The organism is Streptococcus sp. CF8_Ac1-9 (assembly GCF_024295565.1).
GTDB classification, from domain to species: domain Bacteria; phylum Bacillota; class Bacilli; order Lactobacillales; family Streptococcaceae; genus Streptococcus; species Streptococcus parasanguinis_X.
Map to the genome: position 1 here is coordinate 307,736 of NZ_JANCOY010000002.1, position 21,736 is coordinate 329,471.

General features: G+C 42.8%; 20 protein-coding genes. 18 read left to right on the forward strand and 2 right to left on the reverse strand.

What is annotated here, in order from left to right:
* Window positions 1-192: 192 nt before the first annotated feature.
* The gene (locus tag NML76_RS04865; protein WP_049473127.1) at window positions 193-1,155 is read right to left on the reverse strand and encodes an asparaginase; all 963 of its coding nucleotides are present in this window, start codon (window positions 1,153-1,155) and stop codon (window positions 193-195) included.
* A gap of 62 nt (window positions 1,156-1,217) precedes the next feature.
* Here NML76_RS04865 and NML76_RS04870 point away from each other — a divergent pair, with 62 nt between their 5' ends.
* Entirely contained in the window at window positions 1,218-2,618 is a 1,401-nt protein-coding gene (locus tag NML76_RS04870; protein ID WP_049473128.1) for a Cof-type HAD-IIB family hydrolase, read from the forward strand.
* A gap of 304 nt (window positions 2,619-2,922) precedes the next feature.
* Here the strand turns inward: NML76_RS04870 and NML76_RS04875 are convergent, their stop codons facing one another.
* A complete protein-coding gene (locus NML76_RS04875; RefSeq protein ID WP_003008541.1) occupies window positions 2,923-3,375 on the reverse strand; it encodes a universal stress protein in 453 nt (150 codons plus the stop codon).
* A gap of 208 nt (window positions 3,376-3,583) precedes the next feature.
* On the opposite strand from NML76_RS04875, the gene NML76_RS04880 reads away from it, so the two are divergent.
* From NML76_RS04880 to NML76_RS04960, 17 genes are all read left to right on the forward strand, one after another.
* The gene (locus tag NML76_RS04880; protein WP_021153766.1) at window positions 3,584-4,798 is read left to right on the forward strand and encodes a pyridoxal phosphate-dependent aminotransferase; all 1,215 of its coding nucleotides are present in this window, start codon (window positions 3,584-3,586) and stop codon (window positions 4,796-4,798) included.
* A gap of 186 nt (window positions 4,799-4,984) precedes the next feature.
* A complete protein-coding gene (gene codY / locus NML76_RS04885) occupies window positions 4,985-5,773 on the forward strand; it encodes a GTP-sensing pleiotropic transcriptional regulator CodY (protein WP_024054997.1) in 789 nt (262 codons plus the stop codon).
* Window positions 5,773-6,351 (forward strand): cysteine hydrolase family protein, encoded by a 579-nt coding sequence (locus NML76_RS04890; protein ID WP_049490805.1) that lies wholly within the window; start codon window positions 5,773-5,775, stop codon window positions 6,349-6,351. The genes codY and NML76_RS04890 overlap by 1 nt, the downstream gene beginning before the upstream one ends.
* A gap of 112 nt (window positions 6,352-6,463) precedes the next feature.
* Window positions 6,464-7,687, forward strand: coding sequence for a glycosyltransferase family 8 protein (locus NML76_RS04895; RefSeq protein ID WP_254732849.1), 1,224 nt, complete (start codon window positions 6,464-6,466; stop codon window positions 7,685-7,687).
* Complete coding sequence (locus NML76_RS04900; protein WP_201036764.1) at window positions 7,674-8,561, forward strand: glycosyltransferase family 2 protein; 888 nt, start codon at window positions 7,674-7,676, stop codon at window positions 8,559-8,561. Before NML76_RS04895 ends, NML76_RS04900 begins: the two co-directional genes overlap by 14 nt.
* Before the next feature lie 26 nt (window positions 8,562-8,587).
* Window positions 8,588-9,871, forward strand: a complete 1,284-nt coding sequence (locus tag NML76_RS04905) for an accessory Sec system glycosyltransferase GtfB (RefSeq protein WP_254732851.1) — start codon at window positions 8,588-8,590, stop codon at window positions 9,869-9,871.
* A complete protein-coding gene (locus NML76_RS04910; protein WP_254732853.1) occupies window positions 9,868-11,361 on the forward strand; it encodes a glycosyltransferase in 1,494 nt (497 codons plus the stop codon). The genes NML76_RS04905 and NML76_RS04910 overlap by 4 nt, the downstream gene beginning before the upstream one ends.
* Before the next feature lie 119 nt (window positions 11,362-11,480).
* Window positions 11,481-11,783 (forward strand): Asp-tRNA(Asn)/Glu-tRNA(Gln) amidotransferase subunit GatC, encoded by a 303-nt coding sequence (gene gatC, locus NML76_RS04915; RefSeq protein ID WP_002884769.1) that lies wholly within the window; start codon window positions 11,481-11,483, stop codon window positions 11,781-11,783.
* Complete coding sequence (gatA, locus tag NML76_RS04920) at window positions 11,783-13,249, forward strand: Asp-tRNA(Asn)/Glu-tRNA(Gln) amidotransferase subunit GatA (protein ID WP_254732856.1); 1,467 nt, start codon at window positions 11,783-11,785, stop codon at window positions 13,247-13,249. Before gatC ends, gatA begins: the two co-directional genes overlap by 1 nt.
* Window positions 13,249-14,691, forward strand: a complete 1,443-nt coding sequence (gatB, locus tag NML76_RS04925; protein ID WP_003005611.1) for an Asp-tRNA(Asn)/Glu-tRNA(Gln) amidotransferase subunit GatB — start codon at window positions 13,249-13,251, stop codon at window positions 14,689-14,691. Before gatA ends, gatB begins: the two co-directional genes overlap by 1 nt.
* A gap of 99 nt (window positions 14,692-14,790) precedes the next feature.
* Window positions 14,791-15,174: a hypothetical protein gene (locus NML76_RS04930; protein WP_118095490.1), complete on the forward strand. Its 384-nt coding sequence runs from the start codon at window positions 14,791-14,793 to the stop codon at window positions 15,172-15,174.
* Between the two features lie 133 nt (window positions 15,175-15,307).
* Complete coding sequence (locus NML76_RS04935) at window positions 15,308-16,351, forward strand: 2,3-butanediol dehydrogenase (protein ID WP_021153756.1); 1,044 nt, start codon at window positions 15,308-15,310, stop codon at window positions 16,349-16,351.
* Between the two features lie 95 nt (window positions 16,352-16,446).
* A complete protein-coding gene (locus tag NML76_RS04940) occupies window positions 16,447-17,358 on the forward strand; it encodes a DMT family transporter (RefSeq protein ID WP_049492378.1) in 912 nt (303 codons plus the stop codon).
* A gap of 155 nt (window positions 17,359-17,513) precedes the next feature.
* Window positions 17,514-18,602 (forward strand): DUF4352 domain-containing protein, encoded by a 1,089-nt coding sequence (locus NML76_RS04945; RefSeq protein WP_254732859.1) that lies wholly within the window; start codon window positions 17,514-17,516, stop codon window positions 18,600-18,602.
* A gap of 145 nt (window positions 18,603-18,747) precedes the next feature.
* A complete protein-coding gene (locus NML76_RS04950) occupies window positions 18,748-19,893 on the forward strand; it encodes an amidohydrolase (protein ID WP_254732862.1) in 1,146 nt (381 codons plus the stop codon).
* Window positions 19,894-20,013: 120 nt separating this feature from the next.
* Window positions 20,014-20,841, forward strand: coding sequence for an amino acid ABC transporter substrate-binding protein (locus NML76_RS04955; protein WP_003008501.1), 828 nt, complete (start codon window positions 20,014-20,016; stop codon window positions 20,839-20,841).
* A gap of 24 nt (window positions 20,842-20,865) precedes the next feature.
* A complete protein-coding gene (locus NML76_RS04960; RefSeq protein WP_254732864.1) occupies window positions 20,866-21,729 on the forward strand; it encodes a MetQ/NlpA family ABC transporter substrate-binding protein in 864 nt (287 codons plus the stop codon).
* Window positions 21,730-21,736 lie beyond the last annotated feature (7 nt).

Below are 21,736 nucleotides of genomic sequence, written 5' to 3' on the forward strand. Positions count from 1 at the left end.
AAAAGGGAGTAGAGAGGAAATTCTTTGGATTCCACTCCACTCCCTTTAAGATGGTATTTTACGGGCTTTGTATCTTATTAATTGAACACGGGCTGCGGATTGTGTCAAAAAGATGAATCCTCCTAGAATCTTTTGGATTCTTCGTCGTATTCCCTATTTTGACTGTATCCGCTACGCCCTTTGTATCTTATTTTACCCTTCGATATAGTCTTTGAGTTCTTGTCCTTTTAGGCCGGCATTGAGGGCGATGAGGAGTTTGATGCGCGCTTTGGGGGCATTTAATTCTTTGATGAAAAAGACACCTGCTTGATGGAGTTGGACGCCTCCTCCTTCATATGCGTAGACGGGTTCAGCGATTCCATTGAAGCAACGGGATACTAAAGCGATTGGAAGGCCTGCATCCATGAATTCTTGGAGTTTATGTGCCGTTTCTTTAGGGATGTTTCCTGCTCCAAAGGCTTGGATAATGAGGCCGTCGAGCTTTGAAAGATCCAGCATATCCAGCAGATCGGTTTTCATCCCTGCATAGGTAGCAATGATCGGAACGAAACCATCGATGGTATCGAGATCAAAGCGCACCCTTGGCTCGGCTGTTTTAAAGAAGAGGATTTCCTTTTTCATGACCAAACCTAGTGGTCCGTGGGTTGGTGTCTGGAAGGTGCTGACATTGGTGGTGTGGGTTTTGGTGACGTACTTAGCCGCATGAATTTCATCGTTCATGACGACTAAGACCCCTTTATCACGTGCTTTTGGATCGGCAGCCACTCGAAGGGCTGTCAGAAAATTATAGACGCCATCGCTTCCTAGCTCATTGGAGCTTCGCATAGCTCCTGTAATGACCACAGCGATCTCTGGTAACTCCATGGTATCCAAGAAATAAGCCGTTTCTTCCAGCGTATCTGTTCCGTGGGTAATAACGATGCCATCATAGTTGTGAGCTTCCTCTTTGATTTTTTGATACAGGGCTAACATGTGACGAGGAGTCATTTGAGGGCTGGGAAGGTTGAAGAAGTCCTCTGAGGTGACTGCAATCCCTTCAATTGGTGAAGTAACTTGGGTCATGGGATTGACTTCATTGGTAATCACTGCCCCAGAGTCATCTGCCGCCATCGAAATGGTCCCTCCGGTATGTAGTGCTAAAATTTTCTTAAACATGTGAAGCTCCTTGGAATATGTGATATAATTTATTTTATCATAAAAAGAAAGAAACAGTAGACATGGAAATAAAAGCAGTCTTTTTTGATATCGATGGAACCTTGGTGAATGATAGTCGAGCGGTCCTCAAATCAACAGAAAAAGCTATTCAGTCTTTAAAGGAAGAAGGGATCTATGTAGGCCTTGCGACAGGGCGGGGACCGGCCTTTGTCAAACCGTTTATGGAACGCTATGGCTTTGATTTTGCCGTGACCTATAATGGTCAGTATATTTTGACCAAGGACCGCGTGCTATTTACCAGTCCAATCGATAAAAAGAGTCTGCACCAACTAATTGACTATGCTCGAGAACACCGCAAGGAAATTGCTCTCGGTACCAAGGATGGGGTATTCGGTTCTCGGATCATGAGTTTTGGGATGAGTCCTATTTCAACCTGGTCCAGTCGCTTTGTGCCCCGCAAAATGGCCCGTACAGTCAGTCGTGGATTTAACAAAGTGGTCAGCAAGGTCGTCCCACAAGATCAGGATACCCTCTATGCACTAGCGCAAGAACCAATCTACCAAGTGTTGATCTTATCGAGTCCAGAGGAGACTGCAAAAATTGAAAAAGAGTTTCCGGATCTGAAATTCACACGGTCTAGTCCTTTTGCAGCAGATGTCCTCAACCCAGGGATTTCCAAGTTAGAAGGGATCCGCATCGTTGGTCAGGAATTTGGCTTTGACATCGATGAAGTGATGGCTTTTGGAGATTCTGATAATGACTTAGAGATGCTGTCAGGTGTTGGCTTGTCTATTGCGATGGGAAATGGGACGACCAGTGTCAAGGCAATTGCCAAGCATACCACGACTAGTAATGGCAAGGATGGCATCCAAAAGGCCCTGCAACACTTTGGTATTCTCTCAGAGAAAGAACTCTTTCTTTCTAAGGATGATCACTTCAATAAGGTCAAAACCTTCCATGGTGTGATGGATGGGGAAACCCAGGAGAAACCAGTTGTTTGGCAGCCTCAAGACGCCCTTTATCGAACCATGTTCAAGCAAGAGGAGTTGGTTGAATTTGTCCGAGCAGCTAGCACAAGTGAGGAAGAATTTGACCGCTCGGTAGCAGCTCTTCACGAAGCCTTGGATAAGGCTGCAGATAAGGTTCGGAGCAAGCATCCAGCTGAGATCTCCATGGTAGGGCAGGTTGATGCCTTAATTGATACCCTCTATCTGACTTATGGTAGCTTTGTACTAATGGGAGTTGATCCTGAAGAGGTCTTTGAGATTGTTCACCGGGCCAATATGGGCAAGATTTTCCCAGATGGAAAGGCGCACTTTGATCCAGTAACCCACAAAATTCTGAAGCCAGATGATTGGGAAGAAAAATACGCCCCGGAACCAGCCATCAAAAAAGAACTCGATCGCCAGCTCAAGGCCTACGAAAAACATGCAAAACAAAAAGAAGCAAAAAAAGACAACTAAAAAAGTTTGGAACAGAAGTTCCAAACTTTCAGATTGAAGATAAAGTCTTCTGAAAAACTTTCCTTAGGTGAGTATGGACGTCAGCGAACTTCTACGAAGTTCCATGACTTAGTTTTGAGCCTAAGGTCTCAAAACTCCCGAGTGCTAGAAACAATAATGTTTCTAGCACTTTTCTCACAGCGGAAAGTTTTTTATCTTCAAAAAATAAAAGTCATTTTTTGAAAATCATCTAGCTGTTTTATGTAAAACAATAGTTTGTCTACATTCAAAAAGTTTGGAACCTTTGTTCCAAACTTTTTCTTTCTTACATGGTTTTATCCTTATCACGTACCACTAGTAAGTCTACTTTGGCGTGGCGAAGGATATATTCTGAGGAGGATCCGACCATTAACCGTTCGAAGGCATTGAGTCCGGTAGCTCCGACCATAATAAGGTCAACCCCTTCCTTACTTGGGATATCATTGGCTAAGAGGACTTTTGGATTTCCCATTTCTACAACAGTCACAACATTTTGAACGCCGACTTTTTCAGCACGTTCCTTGTAGCCCTTGAGCAATTCGTTGGCTTCTTCTTGCAATTCTTCGTAGACCTCAGCATCAAAAGTTGAGACGCTTTGAAGGGCACGGGTATCGATGACGTGGGCAATAGTCAATTTAGAGCCGTTGCGAAGAGAAACGTTAACCCCTTTTTCAAAGGCTAATTCTGCTTCATGAGAACCGTCGACAGCGACCATAATGTTTTCGTATTTTTGAGACATAATCCTACCTCCTTATAGCTTGAAAACATGGATAGAATAGAAGGAAATCCTATTCTTAATACACTTATATTTTATCTCTTTTAAGCTAGAATGTAAAGGTAAAGTCTCTCTTTTCTGCTATAATTTTGCAGAATTTTTAAAGTCCTCGGTTTGTACTCTATTTCAACTAGTGGTATAATAGAGATAATTTCGTGAATCGAGGCAGAATATGAAGGAATATAATAAATCAAGCAAACTCGAACATGTCGCTTACGATATTCGTGGTCCAGTCTTGGAAGAAGCCATGCGCATGCGCGCAAATGGAGAAAAAATTCTCCGTTTGAATACAGGGAATCCTGCTGAATTTGGCTTTACAGCTCCAGATGAAGTCATCCATGATTTGATCATGAATGCGCGTGATAGTGAAGGTTATTCAGACTCAAAAGGGATCTTTTCAGCCCGCAAGGCTATCATGCAGTACTGCCAGTTGAAAAAAATTCCAAATGTGGATATTGATGATATTTACCTTGGGAATGGAGTGAGTGAGCTGATCGTCATGTCCATGCAAGGACTGCTTGACAATGGGGATGAGGTCTTGGTTCCCATGCCGGACTATCCTCTTTGGACAGCAGCCGTCAGCCTAGCTGGTGGGAATGCCGTTCACTATCTTTGTGATGAAGAAGCAAATTGGTATCCAGATATTGAAGATATCAAGTCGAAAATCACCTCAAACACTAAAGCTATCGTTGTCATCAACCCGAATAACCCAACAGGTGCCCTTTATCCAGATGAGATCCTGCTTGAGATTGTAGAGATTGCTCGTCAAAATAACTTGATCATCTTTGCGGACGAGATCTATGATCGCTTGGTCATGGATGGTGAAAAACACACAGCTATCGCAAGTTTAGCGCCGGATCTCTTCTGTGTGAGTATGAATGGCTTGTCAAAATCTCACCGGATTGCCGGTTTCCGTGTTGGTTGGATGGTTCTGTCCGGACCAAAGCATCACGTGAAGGGCTATATCGAAGGCTTGAACATGTTGTCCAATATGCGTCTTTGTTCAAATGTCTTGTCTCAACATGTTGTGCAAACCTCTCTTGGAGGCTACCAATCTGTGGATGAACTCTTGCTTCCAGGTGGTCGCATCTACGAACAACGCAATTTTATCTACAAGGCCATCAATGATATTCCAGGCCTCTCAGCTGTTAAGCCAAAGGCTGGTCTATATATCTTCCCTAAGATTGATCGGGACATGTACCGCGTGGATGATGATGAACAATTTGTTTTAGAATTCTTGAAGCAAGAAAAGATTCTCTTGGTTCATGGCCGCGGCTTTAACTGGAAAGATCCAGATCACTTCCGGATCGTTTACCTTCCACGTGTCGATGAGTTAGCTCAAATTCAAGAAAAAATGACTCGTTTCTTGAAACAATACAAACGCTAATCAGATGAAAGATTGAAGATGAAGGTCTTCAGTCTTTTTTGATTCATTTTATAAAATCCATGTCATCGAATCGACATTTTTCTGAATTGCGCATAATTGTAGAAAAAATAAATAATTTTCAGATAATTTGATTGAAATTCCCACACTTATATGATATACTTGAGCTGACTATATGTGAGGTTTATTATGGCAAACTTATTAGAAAAGACACGTAAAATTACATCCATCTTGAAACGGACTGATGAACAGTTGCAGTTCGAGATGCCTTACAATGATATTGCCCAACAATTAGCGGATATTATCCACTGTAATGCCTGTATCATTAATAGCAAGGGAACCCTTCTTGGTTATTTCATGCGTTACAAGACCAACAATGACCGGGTAGAAGCTTTCTTTCAAAATAAAAAATTACCAGAAGATTATGCCAAGGCAGCTAGTTTGGTCTACGATACAGAAGCTAATTTAGATGTGGACCATGATTTGAGTATCTTTCCGGTCGAAACCAAGTCTGAATTTCCTGATGGCTTGACGACCATTGCGCCTATTCATGTTTCTGGGATTCGATTGGGTTCCTTGATCATTTGGCGCAATGATAAACAGTTTGCGGATGATGATTTGATCTTGGTTGAGATTGCGAGTACCGTGGTAGGGATTCAAATGTTGAACTACCAACGCGAGGAAGACGAGAAGAATATTCGTCGTCGGACAGCGGTGAATATGGCTGTCAATACCTTGTCTTACTCTGAATTGCGTGCTGTTTCTGCCATCCTTAGTGAATTGAAAGGAAATGAGGGACAGTTGACTGCTTCTATCATTGCAGATCGGATTGGTATCACCCGCTCTGTGATTGTCAATGCACTCCGGAAATTGGAGTCAGCTGGTATTATTGAAAGCCGTTCTCTTGGAATGAAGGGAACCTATCTCAAAGTGTTGATTCCAGATATCTTTGAGGAAATTAAGAAAAGAGATTACTAATGACAAAAGCTTTGATTTCAATTGACTACACTGTCGATTTCGTAGCAGATGATGGTAAACTTACGGCAGGTGCTCCTGCACAAGCCATTTCTGAGACTATTGCTCAGGTGACCCAATTGGCCTTTGACCAAGGAGCCTATGTCTTTTTTGCCATTGATGCGCATGATGTAGAGGATCCATTTCATCCTGAAAGCAAGCTCTTCCCACCTCATAATATCATTGGGACTAGCGGACGTGATTTGTACGGCCCTTTAGCAGATTTTTATCGGGAGCACAAAGCGGATCCACGCGTCTTTTGGATGGACAAACGTCATTATTCTGCTTTTTCAGGAACGGATCTAGATATCCGCCTGCGGGAACGCCATGTAGATACCGTTATTTTGACTGGGGTCTTGACTGATATCTGTGTCCTCCATACAGCGGTTGATGCCTACAATCTCGGCTACCAGATCGAAGTCGTGGAACCTGCAGTGGCATCACTCACTCCTGAAAATCACCAGTTTGCCTTGAATCATTTCAAGCATGTCTTAGGGGCAAGCTTGGTAGACAGCGCACTAGCTGTATTAGATACTAAATAAGAAAAGATTGTAAAAGAGGTCATAGACATTTGTCTGGGCCTCTTTTTCGGGCCTAGAAATTGTCTTCCTCTCTTGAAAATGGTATTCTAATGGAAGAAAATAAGGGGGAGTTATGAGTAAAAAAGCTGTCGTGTTTTCAGCGGATCTATCTTATATGGAAAAGTTGGAAACCGCTATGAAGTCACTGTGTGCCTATCAGGACCAGTTAAAAATTTATGTCTTGAATGAAGATCTACCAACAGAGTGGTTTACTATCATGAATCAGCGCTTGCGCCAGTTGGATTCAGAAGTGATCAATTGTCGGATGTCTTCTGAGCAATTCCAATCCTTCTCGCTTCCAAGCGACCATATTCACTATGCGACCTATTTCCGTTACGCTATTCCAGAGTTTGTGGAGGAAGAACGGATCCTCTATCTGGATTGTGACATGATCTTTACACAGGATTTATCGCCTTTATTTGAGGTTGATCTAAAAGGTTATGGACTGGGTGCAGTGGTCGATAAGCCAACGACGACAGATGGCTTTAATGCGGGACTTTTGCTGATTGATAAGACTTGGTGGCAAGATCACCAAGTGACAGAGGCTCTTTTTGACCTAACTCGCAAGCATCATCAACATGTTTATGGAGATCAAGGAATTTTGAATCTGTATTTCAAAAATGCGTGGTATCCATTACCTTGGACCTATAATTTACAAGTAGGTTCTGATAAGGATCAATACCTCTATGGAGATCTAGACTGGTACGATGCCTTTCAAGGGATTCCGGCGGTCATTCACTACACCTCTCATAATAAACCATGGACCTCCAAACGCTTCAATCGTTTTCGGGAACAATGGTGGTTTTACTATGCCCTCTCTTGGGAGGAGATTTTGCTTCGAAAACCGATTTTGAAGCAAACCTATCAAGACCTAGTGGGAGAATTTCCTTATCATGCTGCCATTTATACCCATACAGCAGATATACACGAGTTGGAGACTTTGTTAAAAGAGTTGCCAGACGTAGCGATTCATGTCCTTGCCCATAGCCATTTTGGTTTTAACTTGGTGCAATTGGAACGCTACCCCAACCTCTTTCTTTATCCCTCTTTTGATCCCTTGACCAGTCGAAAGGTCCTAGAAAAATTGGATTTCTATCTGGATATCAATCCTTACGATGAGGTGGATCAGGTGACGCAAAGGATCCATCAATTGGGCTTACCGATTTTTTCTTTTGAAGGAACCAATCATGTAGAGAATGGAGAGAACCAAGTGTTTGCGGATGATCAGGTGCAGGAGATGGTGGCAGCGATTCACGATTATTTAAAGAGAAACGAGAAGAAGCATGGAAACAAATGAAGTAGTGAGTATCATCATTCCCATCTATAATGTAGAAGCTTATTTGAGACAATGTTTGGAAACGGTTGTCCATCAGACTTACCCTCACCTTGAAATTATCCTGGTCAATGATGGTTCGCCAGACCAGTCAGAAGAGATCTGTAAAGAATTTTTTAGGAAGGATGCGCGCATCCGCTACGTTCGTCAAGAAAATGGGGGCTTATCTGCTGCCCGTAATACAGGGATTGAGTTGGCGACTGGTGATTATATCACCTTTATTGATCCAGATGACTGGGTGACGGAGGATTATGTAGAAGTGCTCTATCGTCAACTGAAGAAGTATGATGCGGATGTCTCCGTAGCCAACTATAACCTCTATGATGACAGTAGTAGCAAATACTTGATCAAGGTAACGGACGACGATTATTCAGAGACCCTTTATGAGGGACGTGAGATCATGGACCAGGATGCCATCCAGGAGACCAGAGATATGGCCTGGGCTTGTGCCATGATGAAGCTCTATAAGCGTAGCTTATTTGAAGGGCTTCGTTTTCCAGTCGGAAAAAATGTTGAAGACAACTTCCTGATGTACAAGCTCTTCTTAAAAGCCCATCGGGTAGTTCATACGGAGAAATGTATTTATTGGTATCGCGTGGGGCGTGCAGATACTCTGTCCCAGGTTTGGACAGAAAAGCGAGTCGTCGATGAGATGGAAGCTAAGCAGGAGAAGTTGGCTCTACTGGGGATGTTGGGCTATGATTTGACTTGGCATCGTTATATCTATAAAACGCGCTTGAAACGGGCCCTTGAAAAATTAGAGGAAGCAGGCTTGCAAGGGTCAGAAACCTATGAGCGCGTGGTGACCAACCTCCGTTTTATTGAAACGATGGACTAACCCCTTATTGATGAGAAAGGATCAGCATGTTCATTATTGCATCAGAGCAGACCAGAGAGCTGGATCGTTTGCAAAAATACTTGGACAAACTTGGCCAGCCCTATCGGGTATTTGTGACCAATTTGGAAACAGATTTGGACCAACAGACAGAGAGTCTTGCGACCTTTTTTACCCAAAAAGACCCAGCATCAAAAATTGGAAAACCTTTATTTTTCAATGATCTAGCAGTTCCAGAATTATGGGAATGTTGGACACTGGGGATCACAACCTATCTTTTTGATGGTGAGGAACGTCGTGCCAACGTGGTTTTGCGAGAGGATATCTTGTCCCGAACGGTTGATAGAGTGGAGTGGTTTGGTCAGGGAGAGGAGATCATATCGATTGATGTCTACAACCGCTATGGCTGGAGAAGCAAACGGAGTCTCCTTACGGAAGCTGGTCAACCCTATTTAGACATCTATTTGAACCGTCAGCAAGAAGAAGTCTTGCTTCACTTTGTCTCACAAGGAACCTTTTTACTTCAAACTCCTAAGGGACGGGATCGCCTGTATGCCAGTAAGAAAGAGCTGCAAAGAGCTGTCCTAGAACAAGTCTTGCCGGAAGATGAAGCCGTTCTTTTGATGGACAAGGCATTGCTAGATGTTGTGAAAGAGATACCAAAGGAAAGACTCGCCTATTGTGCCAGTAATGCGCATGATCTAGACGAGATCAAAGAACAAGTCAGTCAGATTTTGTTGGTAGAAGATGGTCTGTTGAGGGAGAAAACAGACGGAATCACAGTCTTGTCAGGGCTGGTAGATGTGGAGCAGGAAAGTTTTCAACCAGAAGCTCTGGTCATGACGGCTTCTCAAGAGGTCGAAGGCCTATCTAGCCTAGTCCATCAATTCCCACAAGTGACCTTTCACATTGCAGCCTTGACGGCTATGGGGCCAAAATTAACAGACTTAGCAACTCGCTCCAATGTGCGCCTCTATCCAGGGATTTCGCTGGACAAATATGAGGACTTGTTATCCAGCTGCTCTATTTATCTGGATTGCAACCAGGGAGAAGAAGTGTGGAGTAGTAGTCTTCATGCTCTTGAAAATGGGCAAGTCTTGTTTGGGTTGAAGACTACCGTGCACCATGAAGCTTATAAAAAATTGAGCACGATTACAGATTCAGTCGAAGAAATGAAACAGCAACTAGATACCTTGCTCCAGCATCCAGAGACCCACAAAGAATTGGTAAGAGAGCAGGCACGAATCTTGAAATTGCCTGAAAAAGAAGCTTTGGAAGAGCTGTTTAAGCGATTAGAGGGAGGAACCGCATGACCATTTATACCTTTAATCTATTAGTGGGATTCGAACCTAATGGGGTTGATGTTGCCCAAGCCTCTCGGGCAAAGATGCTCCGGAGACTAGGAGTGGCAGCGAAGTTTGTCTTTACCACTTGGCCCACTCCAGAAAAATTGGCCTATTACCTCTCATTGGGGCACCGGGATGAGGAACTGCTTTTTGCCCATTTAACTTTTACGGATCAACAGACTACGGTCCCTCAAAAGTCGGTAGGGGCCTTGCAAATGGAGTTTCAACTGACTCGTCTGGATGTTGTTGAAAAAACGGAAAGAGTCATTCGCTACCAATTTGCGGATGGAAACGCCTTGAGCTTTCATTTGGATCCCTATCATCCAAACTGTGTCCGCTATGTAGACTATCTTTTGGCTGGAAATAGGATCAAGCGAGAGTATTATGGAGCTTGTAAACTTGTCACAGAGTATTTTCAGTATGGTAGTGTTGTCAGACGGATCTATCACCATCAAGATGGGACTATCGCTTTTGAAGAATCGAGGTTAGGTGGAAGCTGGCTCTATAAACTGGGGTCTGAGATTTTGACCAACCATACAGAAGTGATGAGACGTTTTTTGTCGCAGCTGTCGCTAAAAGAAGAAGATCTGATTCTGCTTGACCGGGCTTCGCGCATGGATTTTGCTCGCCCTTTGTTGGAGAAACCTGCTTCTTCAAAGCTCGCCATGGTGTTTCATTCGGAGCATGAATTTGAAAATGGCCATCTCAATTATGAATATTATTATGTGTTCAAGTATGCTAAACGCTTCGATTATTTCATCACGGCAACGGATCTTCAAAAAGAAGTCTTGGAGCAGACACTTGCTAAACAAGGATGCCAAGGAATTCCAATCTATAGCATTCCGGTTGGGCATCTAGAAGAATTGACAGAATCACAAGGAGATCGACCTCCCTTTAGTGTGCTCACAGCTTCCCGTTTGGATCCAAGAAAACGCATCGATTTGGCTATTCGAGTAGTGGCCCAAGCTCATGAAAAACTCCCAGCCCTTCAGTTTGATATTTATGGGAAGGGTGGAGAAGCGGACAACTTGCGCCACCTGATTCAGGAGCTTGCAGCACAAGATTATATTCACCTACGCGGTCATGCGGATCTTCAGCAGATCTATCCTTGCTACCAAGCCTACCTCACCACTTCTCAGTGGGAGACCTTTGGTTTGACCTTGATGGAGGCGGCTGGAGCAGGTTTGGCCTTGCTGGGCTTTGATGCTCGTTATGGCAATCCGACTTTTATAAAAGAGGGTGAAAATGGCTTTTTGGTACCTTATAGCGAGACAGTGCCAGAAGAAGAGTTGGTGAAAGAGTTGGCGGACAAGCTGGTCCAGCTCTTTGAAAGGGACCTCGCTCCATTTCATCAGGCTTCTTATGACTTGGCCTCTTCCTACCTCGCTTCTAACGTCCAGGAAGTCTGGAGAGAGACTCTAATGGAGATGGGGCAATTCGGCGGAAAAGAAATATAAAAAGAAGAATCTGTGGCGACAAAAAAGTCCTACAGATTTTTTCTAAGGCAAGCAAATTGGGCTAAATTATGGTAAAATAGAGGGTATTGAAAAATCATCATTTCACGAAAGGAAGCAAGATGAAAATTACGCAAGAAGAGGTAACCCACGTTGCCAATCTTTCAAAATTGAAATTCTCTCCAGAAGAGACAGCTGAGTTTGCGACAACCTTATCGAAAATTGTCGACATGGTGGAATTGTTGGAAGAAGTGGACACGACAGGTGTTGCCCCAACAACGACCATGGCTGACCGCAAGACCGTATTGCGTCCGGATGTTGCTGAAAAAGGGACTGACCGTGACCGCTTGTTTAAAAATGTACCTGAAAAAGATAACTATTACATCAAGGTACCAGCTATCCTAGAAGATGGAGGAGATGCCTAATGTCATTCAACAATAAAACCATTGAAGAGTTGCACGACCTCCTTGTCTCTAAGGAAATTTCGGCAACGGAATTGATACAAGCGGCGCTTGACGATATCAAGGCGCGTGAAGAAGCCGTCAATGCCTTTGTAACGGTGGCAGAAGAAGCTGCCCTTGCACAAGCCAAGGCTATTGATGAAAAAGGAATCGATGCAGATAACCTCCTGTCAGGGATTCCACTTGCAGTCAAAGACAATATCTCAACAGATGGCATCTTGACCACTGCGGCATCAAAAATGCTCTATAACTACGAGCCAATCTTTGATGCGACAGCTGTTGCCAATGCGAAAGCCAAAGATATGATTATCATCGGGAAGACCAACATGGACGAGTTTGCCATGGGTGGATCTGGTGAAACTTCTTACTATGGACCAACCAAGAATGCATGGGACCACAGCAAGGTGCCTGGTGGATCTTCTAGTGGTTCAGCAGCTTCTGTCGCTTCAGGCCAAGTCCGTTTGTCCCTTGGTTCAGATACAGGTGGTTCTATCCGCCAGCCGGCTGCTTTTAACGGGATTGTTGGTCTCAAACCAACTTATGGAACAGTTTCCCGTTTTGGTCTCATTGCCTTTGGTAGTTCACTTGACCAAATTGGACCTTTCGCTCCAACGGTTAAGGAAAATGCCCTCTTGCTTAATGTTATTGCTAGTGAAGATGCCAAGGATTCAACATCTGCACCTGTTCGTGTAGCAGACTTTACTTCTAAGATTGGTCAAGACATTAAAGGCATGAAGATTGCCCTTCCGAAGGAATACCTTGGGGAAGGGATCGACCCAGAAGTCAAAGAAACTATCCTTAATGCGGCCAAACACTTTGAAAAATTGGGAGCAACTGTCGAAGAAGTTAGCCTTCCACACTCTAAATACGGGGTTGCCGTTTATTACATCATCGCTTCATCTGAAGCTTCTTCAAACTTGCAACGTTTCGACGGTATTCGCTATGGTTTCCGTGCGGAAGATGCCAAGAACTTGGATGATATCTACGTGAACACTCGTAGTCAAGGCTTTGGCGATGAGGTCAAACGCCGTATCATGCTTGGTACCTTTAGTTTGTCATCTGGTTACTATGATGCTTACTACAAGAAAGCTGGTCAAGTCCGTACCCTCATTATCCAAGACTTCGAAAAAGTCTTTGCAGATTACGACCTTATCCTTGGTCCAACAGCTCCAAGTGTAGCCTTTGATTTGGATTCGCTCAACCATGATCCGGTTGCCATGTACTTGGCTGACCTCTTGACCATTCCAGTCAACTTGGCAGGTCTTCCAGGGATTTCGATTCCTGCAGGTTTTGCGCAAGGTCTTCCAGTTGGTTTGCAGTTGATTGGTCCGAAGTATTCTGAAGAAACCATCTACCAAGCTGCAGCTGCCTTTGAAGCAACGACGGATTACCACAAGCAACAACCCCTTATTTTCGGAGGTGACAATTAATGAACTTTGAAACAGTCATCGGACTTGAAGTCCACGTTGAATTGAATACAAACTCAAAAATTTTCTCACCAACCTCTGCTCACTTTGGGAACGAGCAAAATGCCAATACCAATGTGATTGACTGGTCTTTCCCAGGGGTGCTTCCTGTCTTGAACAAGGGTGTTGTGGATGCTGGTATCAAGGCTGCTTTGGCGCTGAATATGGATATCCATCAGCACATGCACTTTGACCGTAAGAACTACTTCTACCCTGATAATCCAAAGGCCTACCAAATTTCGCAATTTGACGAGCCAATCGGATATAACGGTTGGATTGAAGTGCAATTGGAAGACGGCTCAACTAAGAAAATCGGGATTGAACGGGCCCACTTGGAAGAAGATGCCGGTAAGAACACCCACGGAACAGATGGATTCTCTTACGTAGACCTCAACCGCCAAGGGGTTCCATTGATTGAAATCGTTTCTGAAGCCGATATGCGTTCTCCAGAAGAAGCCTACGCTTATTTGACAGCTTTGAAAGAAGTCATCCAGTACACAGGTATTTCAGACGTCAAGATGGAAGAAGGATCTATGCGGGTGGATGCCAACATTTCCCTTCGCCCATATGGTCAAGAGGAATTTGGTACCAAGACTGAGTTGAAAAACTTGAACTCTTTCTCAAACGTCCGTAAAGGTCTTGAATACGAAGTTGAGCGTCAAGCGAAAATCTTGCGTTCAGGTGGTGTCATTCGTCAAGAAACACGCCGTTATGATGAAGCCAATAAGAGCACGATTCTTATGCGTGTCAAAGAAGGAGCTGCGGATTACCGTTACTTCCCAGAACCAGACCTACCACTCTTTGAAATCTCAGATGAGTGGATCGAGGAAATGCGTACTGAGTTGCCAGAGTTTCCAAAAGACCGTCGTGCTCGCTACGTGGCAGAGCTTGGCTTGTCTGACTATGATGCCAACCAATTGACAGCGACGAAAGTTACTTCTGACTTCTTTGAAGCAGCTGTAGCCCTTGGTGGCGATGCCAAACAAGTGTCTAACTGGCTCCAAGGGGAAGTCGCACAATTCTTGAACGCAGAAGGCAAAACGCTGGAAGAAATCCAATTGACACCAGAAAACTTGGTTGAAATGATTGCCATTATCGAAGATGGAACCATTTCATCTAAGATTGCCAAGAAAGTCTTCGTTCACTTGGCGAAAAACGGTGGCGGCGCGCGTGAATACGTCGAAAAAGCTGGTCTGGTACAGATTTCAGATCCTGAAGTCTTGATACCAATCATCCACCAAGTCTTTGCAGACAATGAAGCAGCCGTAGCTGACTTCAAGTCAGGGAAACGGAATGCGGACAAGGCCTTTACAGGCTTCCTCATGAAAGCAACCAAAGGTCAAGCCAACCCACAAGTAGCCCTCAAGTTACTTGCTCAAGAATTGGCGAAGTTGAAAGAAGAGTAATAGAGAAAAAACCAGCCGAGAGGTTGGTTTTTACTATCCATAAAATTGTGTTAGAATAGGAAAGACCATTACATATCAACTGGCATTAGGAGGAGTTACATGAACAAATTTTTAAGAGTCTTATTTATCCTGGTTATCATCGCCATGACTGGAGCGATTATCTTCCAGCTATTCTTTCCATCCTATATGGGAAGTCATTCGGGATATGGTATTTCTGTCGGTTGGCAACGGGAGATTGGGATTTGGAATGTGGCGGTCCTTGTGATCCTGATTGCTGTCAATCTCAAATACGATTGGTTTTATCTTCGAACGGTTCTATTGGCTTTGATCCTAGGTGGGCTTGGGATCGGTACTAATCATCTCTTCAGTTATTTTCACTATCATCTGCCGGTCAATGGGATCGGTGCGCTTGAAAATTATCTCCTAGTCCTTGGTTGGATTGTTGGGTGGAGATTGGAATCCTCTCGGATCAAGAAGAAATAAGAAGGAGCAGTCAAAGGGCTGCTCTTTTTCATCTTCAGTTTTTTCTTGACAAACAAAAAGAAAACGTTTACAATTTTAAATATAAAGTTTCTTGAAAAGAAAACAAAAAAGGTGAAAACAAGGAGATCATCATATGGCTACTATGAAAGCAGCTCGCTGGCATGCAGCAAAAGACGTTCGTATCGAAGAGGTGGAAGTACCTGAAGTACAACCACATCAAGTAAAGGTGGCAGTTAAGTTCACAGGGATCTGTGGTACGGACTTGCATGAATATTTGGATGGTCCGATCTTCATTCCAACAGAAGAACATGTTTATTCTGGTCAAAAAGCACCGGTTACTTTGGGACATGAATTCTCTGGTGAGATTGTAGAAGTCGGAAGTGATGTGACTCGTGTCAAAGTTGGCGATCGTGTCACTATCGAACCAATTCTTGCAGAGCACAACTTAATTGGTGATTACAACCTCGATCCAAACTTGAACTTCGTCGGCCTCGCTGCAGATGGTGGTTTTGCTAAATATTGTGTTCTTGATGGTGATCTTGTCCATGTGATTCCAGATAGCTTGAGCTATGAACAAGCCGCTCTTACAGAACCTGCTGCTGTTGCTGTGTATGCAGTTCGTCAATCTGCATTGAAAACTGGAGATACAGCTGTTATCTTTGGTTTAGGCCCAATTGGTCTTTTGATCGTTGAAGCCCTTCGTGCAGCAGGAGCATCAAAAATCTATGCGGTTGAATTGTCTCCTGAACGCCAAGCCAAAGCAGAAGAATTGGGAGCGATCGTTGTTCGTCCAGAAGAAGGAGAAACAATTGTAGAAGCCATCCATCGTTTAACAGGTGGTGGAGCAGATGTTTCTTATGAAGTTACTGGGGTTCCAGTTGTTTTAGGCCAAGCCCTTGCAGCTGTTCATAAAGCTGGGGAATGTATGGTTGTATCGATTTGGGAACGTGAAGCCAGCATCAATCCAAATGAATTCGCCATCCAAGAAAAATCTCTCAAAGGAATTATTGCCTACCGTCACATCTTCCCTAAAGTCTTGGAATTGATGGAACAAGGCTACTTCTCTGCTGAAAAATTGGTTACTAAGAAAATCAAATTGGAAAATATCGTTGAAGAAGGATTTGTTGAATTAACACAAGATAAATCCCAAATCAAGATCTTGGTTCAACCTGAATAAGCGAATAAATTTATATGAAATAAAGCAAGGCTGAAACGTTTCGTTTTGGCCTTTTGTGATACAATAAAAGTAAGGAACAGATTTGGGAGGGGACTATGTCAAAGACGATGAAGGGGACGCTCATGACCTTGATTGCTGGGATCGCTTGGGGTTTATCAGGAGCTTGCGGCCAGTACCTTATGGCTCATGGATTTACAGCAATTGGTTTGACAACAATTCGTTTAGTGTTTTCAGGAGCTGTACTACTGCTTCTTGCATATCTAGCGGACCAGGAAAAAGTAAAGGCCTTTCTAACAGACCGCTCGTCATACATCCCCTTGCTTTTATTTGCATTTTTGGGATTGTTAATGACCCAATTGACTTATTTAGAAGCGATTGATGCGACTAATGCAGGTACTGCAACTGTTTTGCAATATCTCTGTCCCATTGGAGTTTTGGCCTATTCTTGTGTTAAGGACCGGGTAGCTCCTACGGTATCGGAAATCTTTTCGATGATCTTAGCCATCGCAGGGACCTTTCTCATTGCAACCCATGGTCAACTCAATCAATTGGCAATCACTCCTAAAGGGCTAGCTTGGGGACTTGTTTCTGCCTTTGCCTATGCCCTCTACATCATTCTGCCTATTCAGTTAATTCAAAAATGGGGTAGTATGTTGGTGATTGGTATCGGTATGCTCATTCCAGGACTTGTGATGATTCCCTTCACAGGAAGAAGACTTTTTCATGGCCAATATAGCATGGATAATCTAATGGGCTTAGTTGGCTTAGTGGTGATTGGGACCATATTTGCCTATACGGTCTTTTTGAAAGGGACAACTCTGATTGGACCGGTCAAAGGTAGCCTTCTTGCAGCTATTGAGCCTATTTCAGCTGTATTTTTTGCCTTTGCCATTATGAATGAACATTTCTTTGCCATTGATTTTATCGGGATGGCTATGATCCTCCTTGCGGTCCTCTTGATTTCCCTTAAGGATCTCATGATTCAAAAAGAAAAAGGAATCTTGTGAAACCAAGATCAATTATTTTTCAGTTAAAAGGTTGAGACGAAAGTCTTGGCCTTTTTGTAATCCTCGCCCTTTGAGGGAAGAGTTATCACTATATAGCGTATACATAGCTAGAAAAAGATGTTAAAATAGAACAAAACTTTTTTAAGGAGATGAGAATGAAAAAGATTTTTAAATGGACCTTATTTGCTGTGGCGACCTTGAGTCTAGTAGCTTGTGGAACTACTGCTCAAAAGACAAATTCGCAGCAAGCAAAGACAGAAAAAGCAGCGAAAAGCTCCGCATCTGACGGTCAAGTCGAGGTGAGTTTAAAAGGAGGGCAATACATCAAACCACCTGTCCTCAATGACTCAGAAGACGGAACCTATTTAGCCCTTCAATTAGAATTTAAAAATGTTGCCAAAGAATCTATCAACGTGTCAGATTCAGATATCACTATTTACGATGCGGATAATAACAAGGTCAAATTGCAGTCAGGAATTTATGACCAAACGGAAGCCTTCCAATTGCTCAAGAGTGATCAGTTGGCTAAGGATAAAAAATTAACCGGCTATATCGTTTTTCCAGTCGAAAAAGGCAAGAAGTACGAAGTGCAGTATGAACGAAAAAACTATAGCTCTGATAAAAATTCCAAGCCTTTAAAATTTGCGGTGGATTCTTCTCAGTATGAGGACAAGGTGGAAGCTTCTACTATTCTAGCAGATGAATATATCAATCAAGTTTACTTCAGTGGCCAACGAAAGGTCAAAAAGGATGACGCTTTTGTTTTGGGAACCGATTTGAAAAAGGAACGCAGTGATTTCCGTGCGAAATTTGCGGCTGATTTTACTCGTAAACTACATGATTACCAATTCCCTGAAGAAGAAGTAACTCAGTTTATCGATGCTTATGAAAAGGAAAATGCTAAGCGCGCGAAATTAACCTATAAGGTCAAACAATACTTCCCAGACAAGGTAGTCATTAGCTTGAATCCTGAGACAGTCAGCATGGAAAAGACGATCTTAAACCACATGCAGACCTTTTATCAGGAACATCGAAAAGACTATCCAGGGATCATCGAGGCGAATCAGGCTCAAAACAAAGCCTATAGAGAGGAAATGATGGCTTCTCTTGCAGATCGTCCTTTAACGACGCCGGATCGATACGACTTCCAGTTGACCTTTGTTAAGAAAGATGGCAAATGGGAAGTAGAAAAAGCCTACAATAGTGATAGCTTTATGGAAAAATTCGAGGGAAATCTTTCTTAATGCTGAAGTTGGCACTCCTAGGATATGAATCTAGGAGTGTTTTTATCTATAGCTTTAAACTATATCAAAACCCAAGAAACAGGAATTAGACGGAAACACCTATTAGTGATAAAATAATTTTAAGTTTGAAAGGAGATGAAGGCTTGTGGCTTTTTCTTATGAAGAGTTAGCAGAGATTCGCCGCTATATCCACCAACACCCAGAATTGTCTGGTCAAGAATACCAGACAACCGCCTTTCTAAAAGAGCGTTTAGAAGAGTTGGGGATCCGTATTTTAGAGAGTGGACTAAAAACTGGTCTGATTGCAGAAATTGGTTCCGGCCAACCGGTGGTGGCACTTCGAGCAGATATCGATGCCCTTCCAATTTTGGAACAAACGAATCTGCCCTACCAAAGTCAGAATCCAGGAGTCATGCATGCATGTGGCCATGATTTTCATCAAACCAGTCTTCTGGGAGCAGCAGCTCTTCTCAAGGAAAAAGAAGACCAGCTTGAAGGAACTGTACGCTTGATCTTTCAGCCAGCAGAAGAAATCTCAGAAGGTGCTTCTGATGTTTTGGCAACAGGACTGTTGGAGGATGTTCAAGGAATTATTGGTTTTCACAACATTCCCCAGCTAAAAGCAGGGCAACTTGCCTTGAATGCTGGAGCTATGATGGCAGGGGTTGAGAAATTCAAGGTTACCGTGACAGGGGTTAGTAGCCATGCTGCGAGACCAGATTTGGGAGTTGACACTGTAACGGCCGTCACAACCATGGTTCAGAATGTACAATTATTAATTTCACGGACCGTTTCTCCCTTTGAAACAGCTGTTTTGTCCATTACGCACCTGGATGTGGGCTCAACCTGGAATGTGCTCCCAAAATCAGGCTATTTTGAAGGGACCATTCGTTCTTTTAATCCAAGTGTGCAAAGAGACTTGAAGGCACATTTTATTTCCATCATTCGACACATTGCAGAAAGTCTGGAAGTAGATGTAGCTTTTGAGTGGGGTGTGACACCTCCCGTTACCTTTAACGATGAGGAATTGACGCAGGTGGTTTGGGAAGCTTCACAAGACTTGGCTGAAGTGATTCCAGCAAATCCTTCTACTGCTGGAGAAGACTTCGCCTTTTACCAAGAGCGAATTCCTGGAGTCTTTGCCTTTATTGGTTCGAATGGAGAGCCGGATGCGCCAGACCTCCATCATGATCACATGACCATCGATGATGCAGCCTTTGAGGTTTCGGTTCCCTATTATGTTGAAAATGCGCAAGCTTTATTGCGGTATTTTAAGGCCAAAGATGTGTGATAAAGAAAAACTATCACCTCCATAAAAAATATATATTAGGCAAGTAAATGCTTTTTTGATAAAATTAAAAAATACTTTTAAAATGGCGTTTTATGTGCCTGAAACGAATAAGGAGATCCTATGAATCTAAAAAAAGTGATTAAGTATTCTGCTTTAGGATTAGTTGCAGTCCTTGCAACCAGTGCTTTAGTAGCATGTTCATCTGGTAAATCAGCCAGTGGTAAGAAAACCATTGAAGTTGGTACTGTTGGAACAACCAAACCATTCTCTTACGAAGAAAAAGACGGCAAGCTAACCGGTTATGAAATCGAAGTTTTGCGTGAAATCTTCAAAGGTTCAGACAAATATGAAGTAAACTTTAACAAAACAGAGTGGTCTTCAGTCTTCGCTGGCTTAGATAGTGACCGTTTCCAAATCGGTGCCAACAACATTAGCTACTCAAAAGAGCGGGAAGAAAAATACCTCTATCCAAATCCATATGCTCGTAATCCATTAGTATTGGTCGTACCAAAAGATTCTTCTATTAAATCTTTGGATGACATTGGTGGCAAGAAAACAGAAGTTGTTCAAGGAACATCTACTGCTAAACAATTAGAAGATTACAATAAAAAACATTCAGATAATCCAACTGACTTGCAATACACAGATGGAACCATTCAAACCATCATGGCTAATTTAGCGGATGGTCGTACAGATTACAAGATCTTCGAACGGATCTCAGTAGATACTATCATTCGTGATCAAGGCTATGACAACTTGAAGGTTATCGAGCTTCCAAGCGACCAACAACCTTATGTGTATCCAATTATTGCAAAAGAAGATAAAGATCTTCAAAAATTTGTCAATAAACGTATCAAGGAACTCTACGACAATGGAACCCTTGAAAAACTGTCTAAAAAATACTTTGGTGGAACTTACCTACCAGAAGCAAAAGATATTAAAGAATAATATTTAATTAAAGGAGACTTCAAAATGAAATTGAAAAAAATTCTTGGTTTAACAGCTCTTGCAGCTCTTGCAACATTTGCTCTTGCAGCATGTGGTTCTTCAAAATCATCTAGCAAAGATGGTGAAACAACTGTAAAAGTAGGTGTCATGACGTTGAGCGATACTGAAAAAGCTCGTTGGGATCAAGTTCAAAAGAACTTGGATGACGCTAAAACAGGGATCAAATTGGAATTCACTCAATTTACAGATTACTCACAACCAAACGTGGCTGTAAAAGATGGTAGCGTAGATATCAATGCATTCCAACACTACAACTTCCTTGATAACTGGAATTCTAAAAACGACAAAGCCCTTGTTGCAGTAGCAGATACTTACATCGCTCCAATCCGTCTTTACTCTGGTACAGAAAACGGTAAAAACAAATACACTTCAATTAAAGAAATTCCTAAAGGTGGAACAATCGCTGTACCAAATGACCCAACAAATGAAAGCCGTGCCTTGTATGTCTTGCAATCAGCTGGTTTGATTAAATTGGATACCAAAGATGGTCAATTGGCAAACGTGTCAAACATCAAAGAAAATTCAAAAGATTTGAAGATTTCTGAATTGGATGCTTCACAAACACCATCTGCTCTTCCATCAGTAGATGCTGCAGTCATCAACAATACCTTCGTTCGTGAAGCAGGCGTTGATTTCAAAAAAGCTATCTATGTTGAAAAGAAAGACAACAACTCAAAACAATGGTACAACGTGATCGCTGCTAAGAAAGATTGGGAAAAATCTGATAAAGCAAAAGCAATCAAAGAAATCATCAAAGCCTATCACAAAGACAATGTGAAGAAAGTGATCGAAGAATCTTCAGAAGGAATGGACCAACCAGTCTTCTAAGATTTGA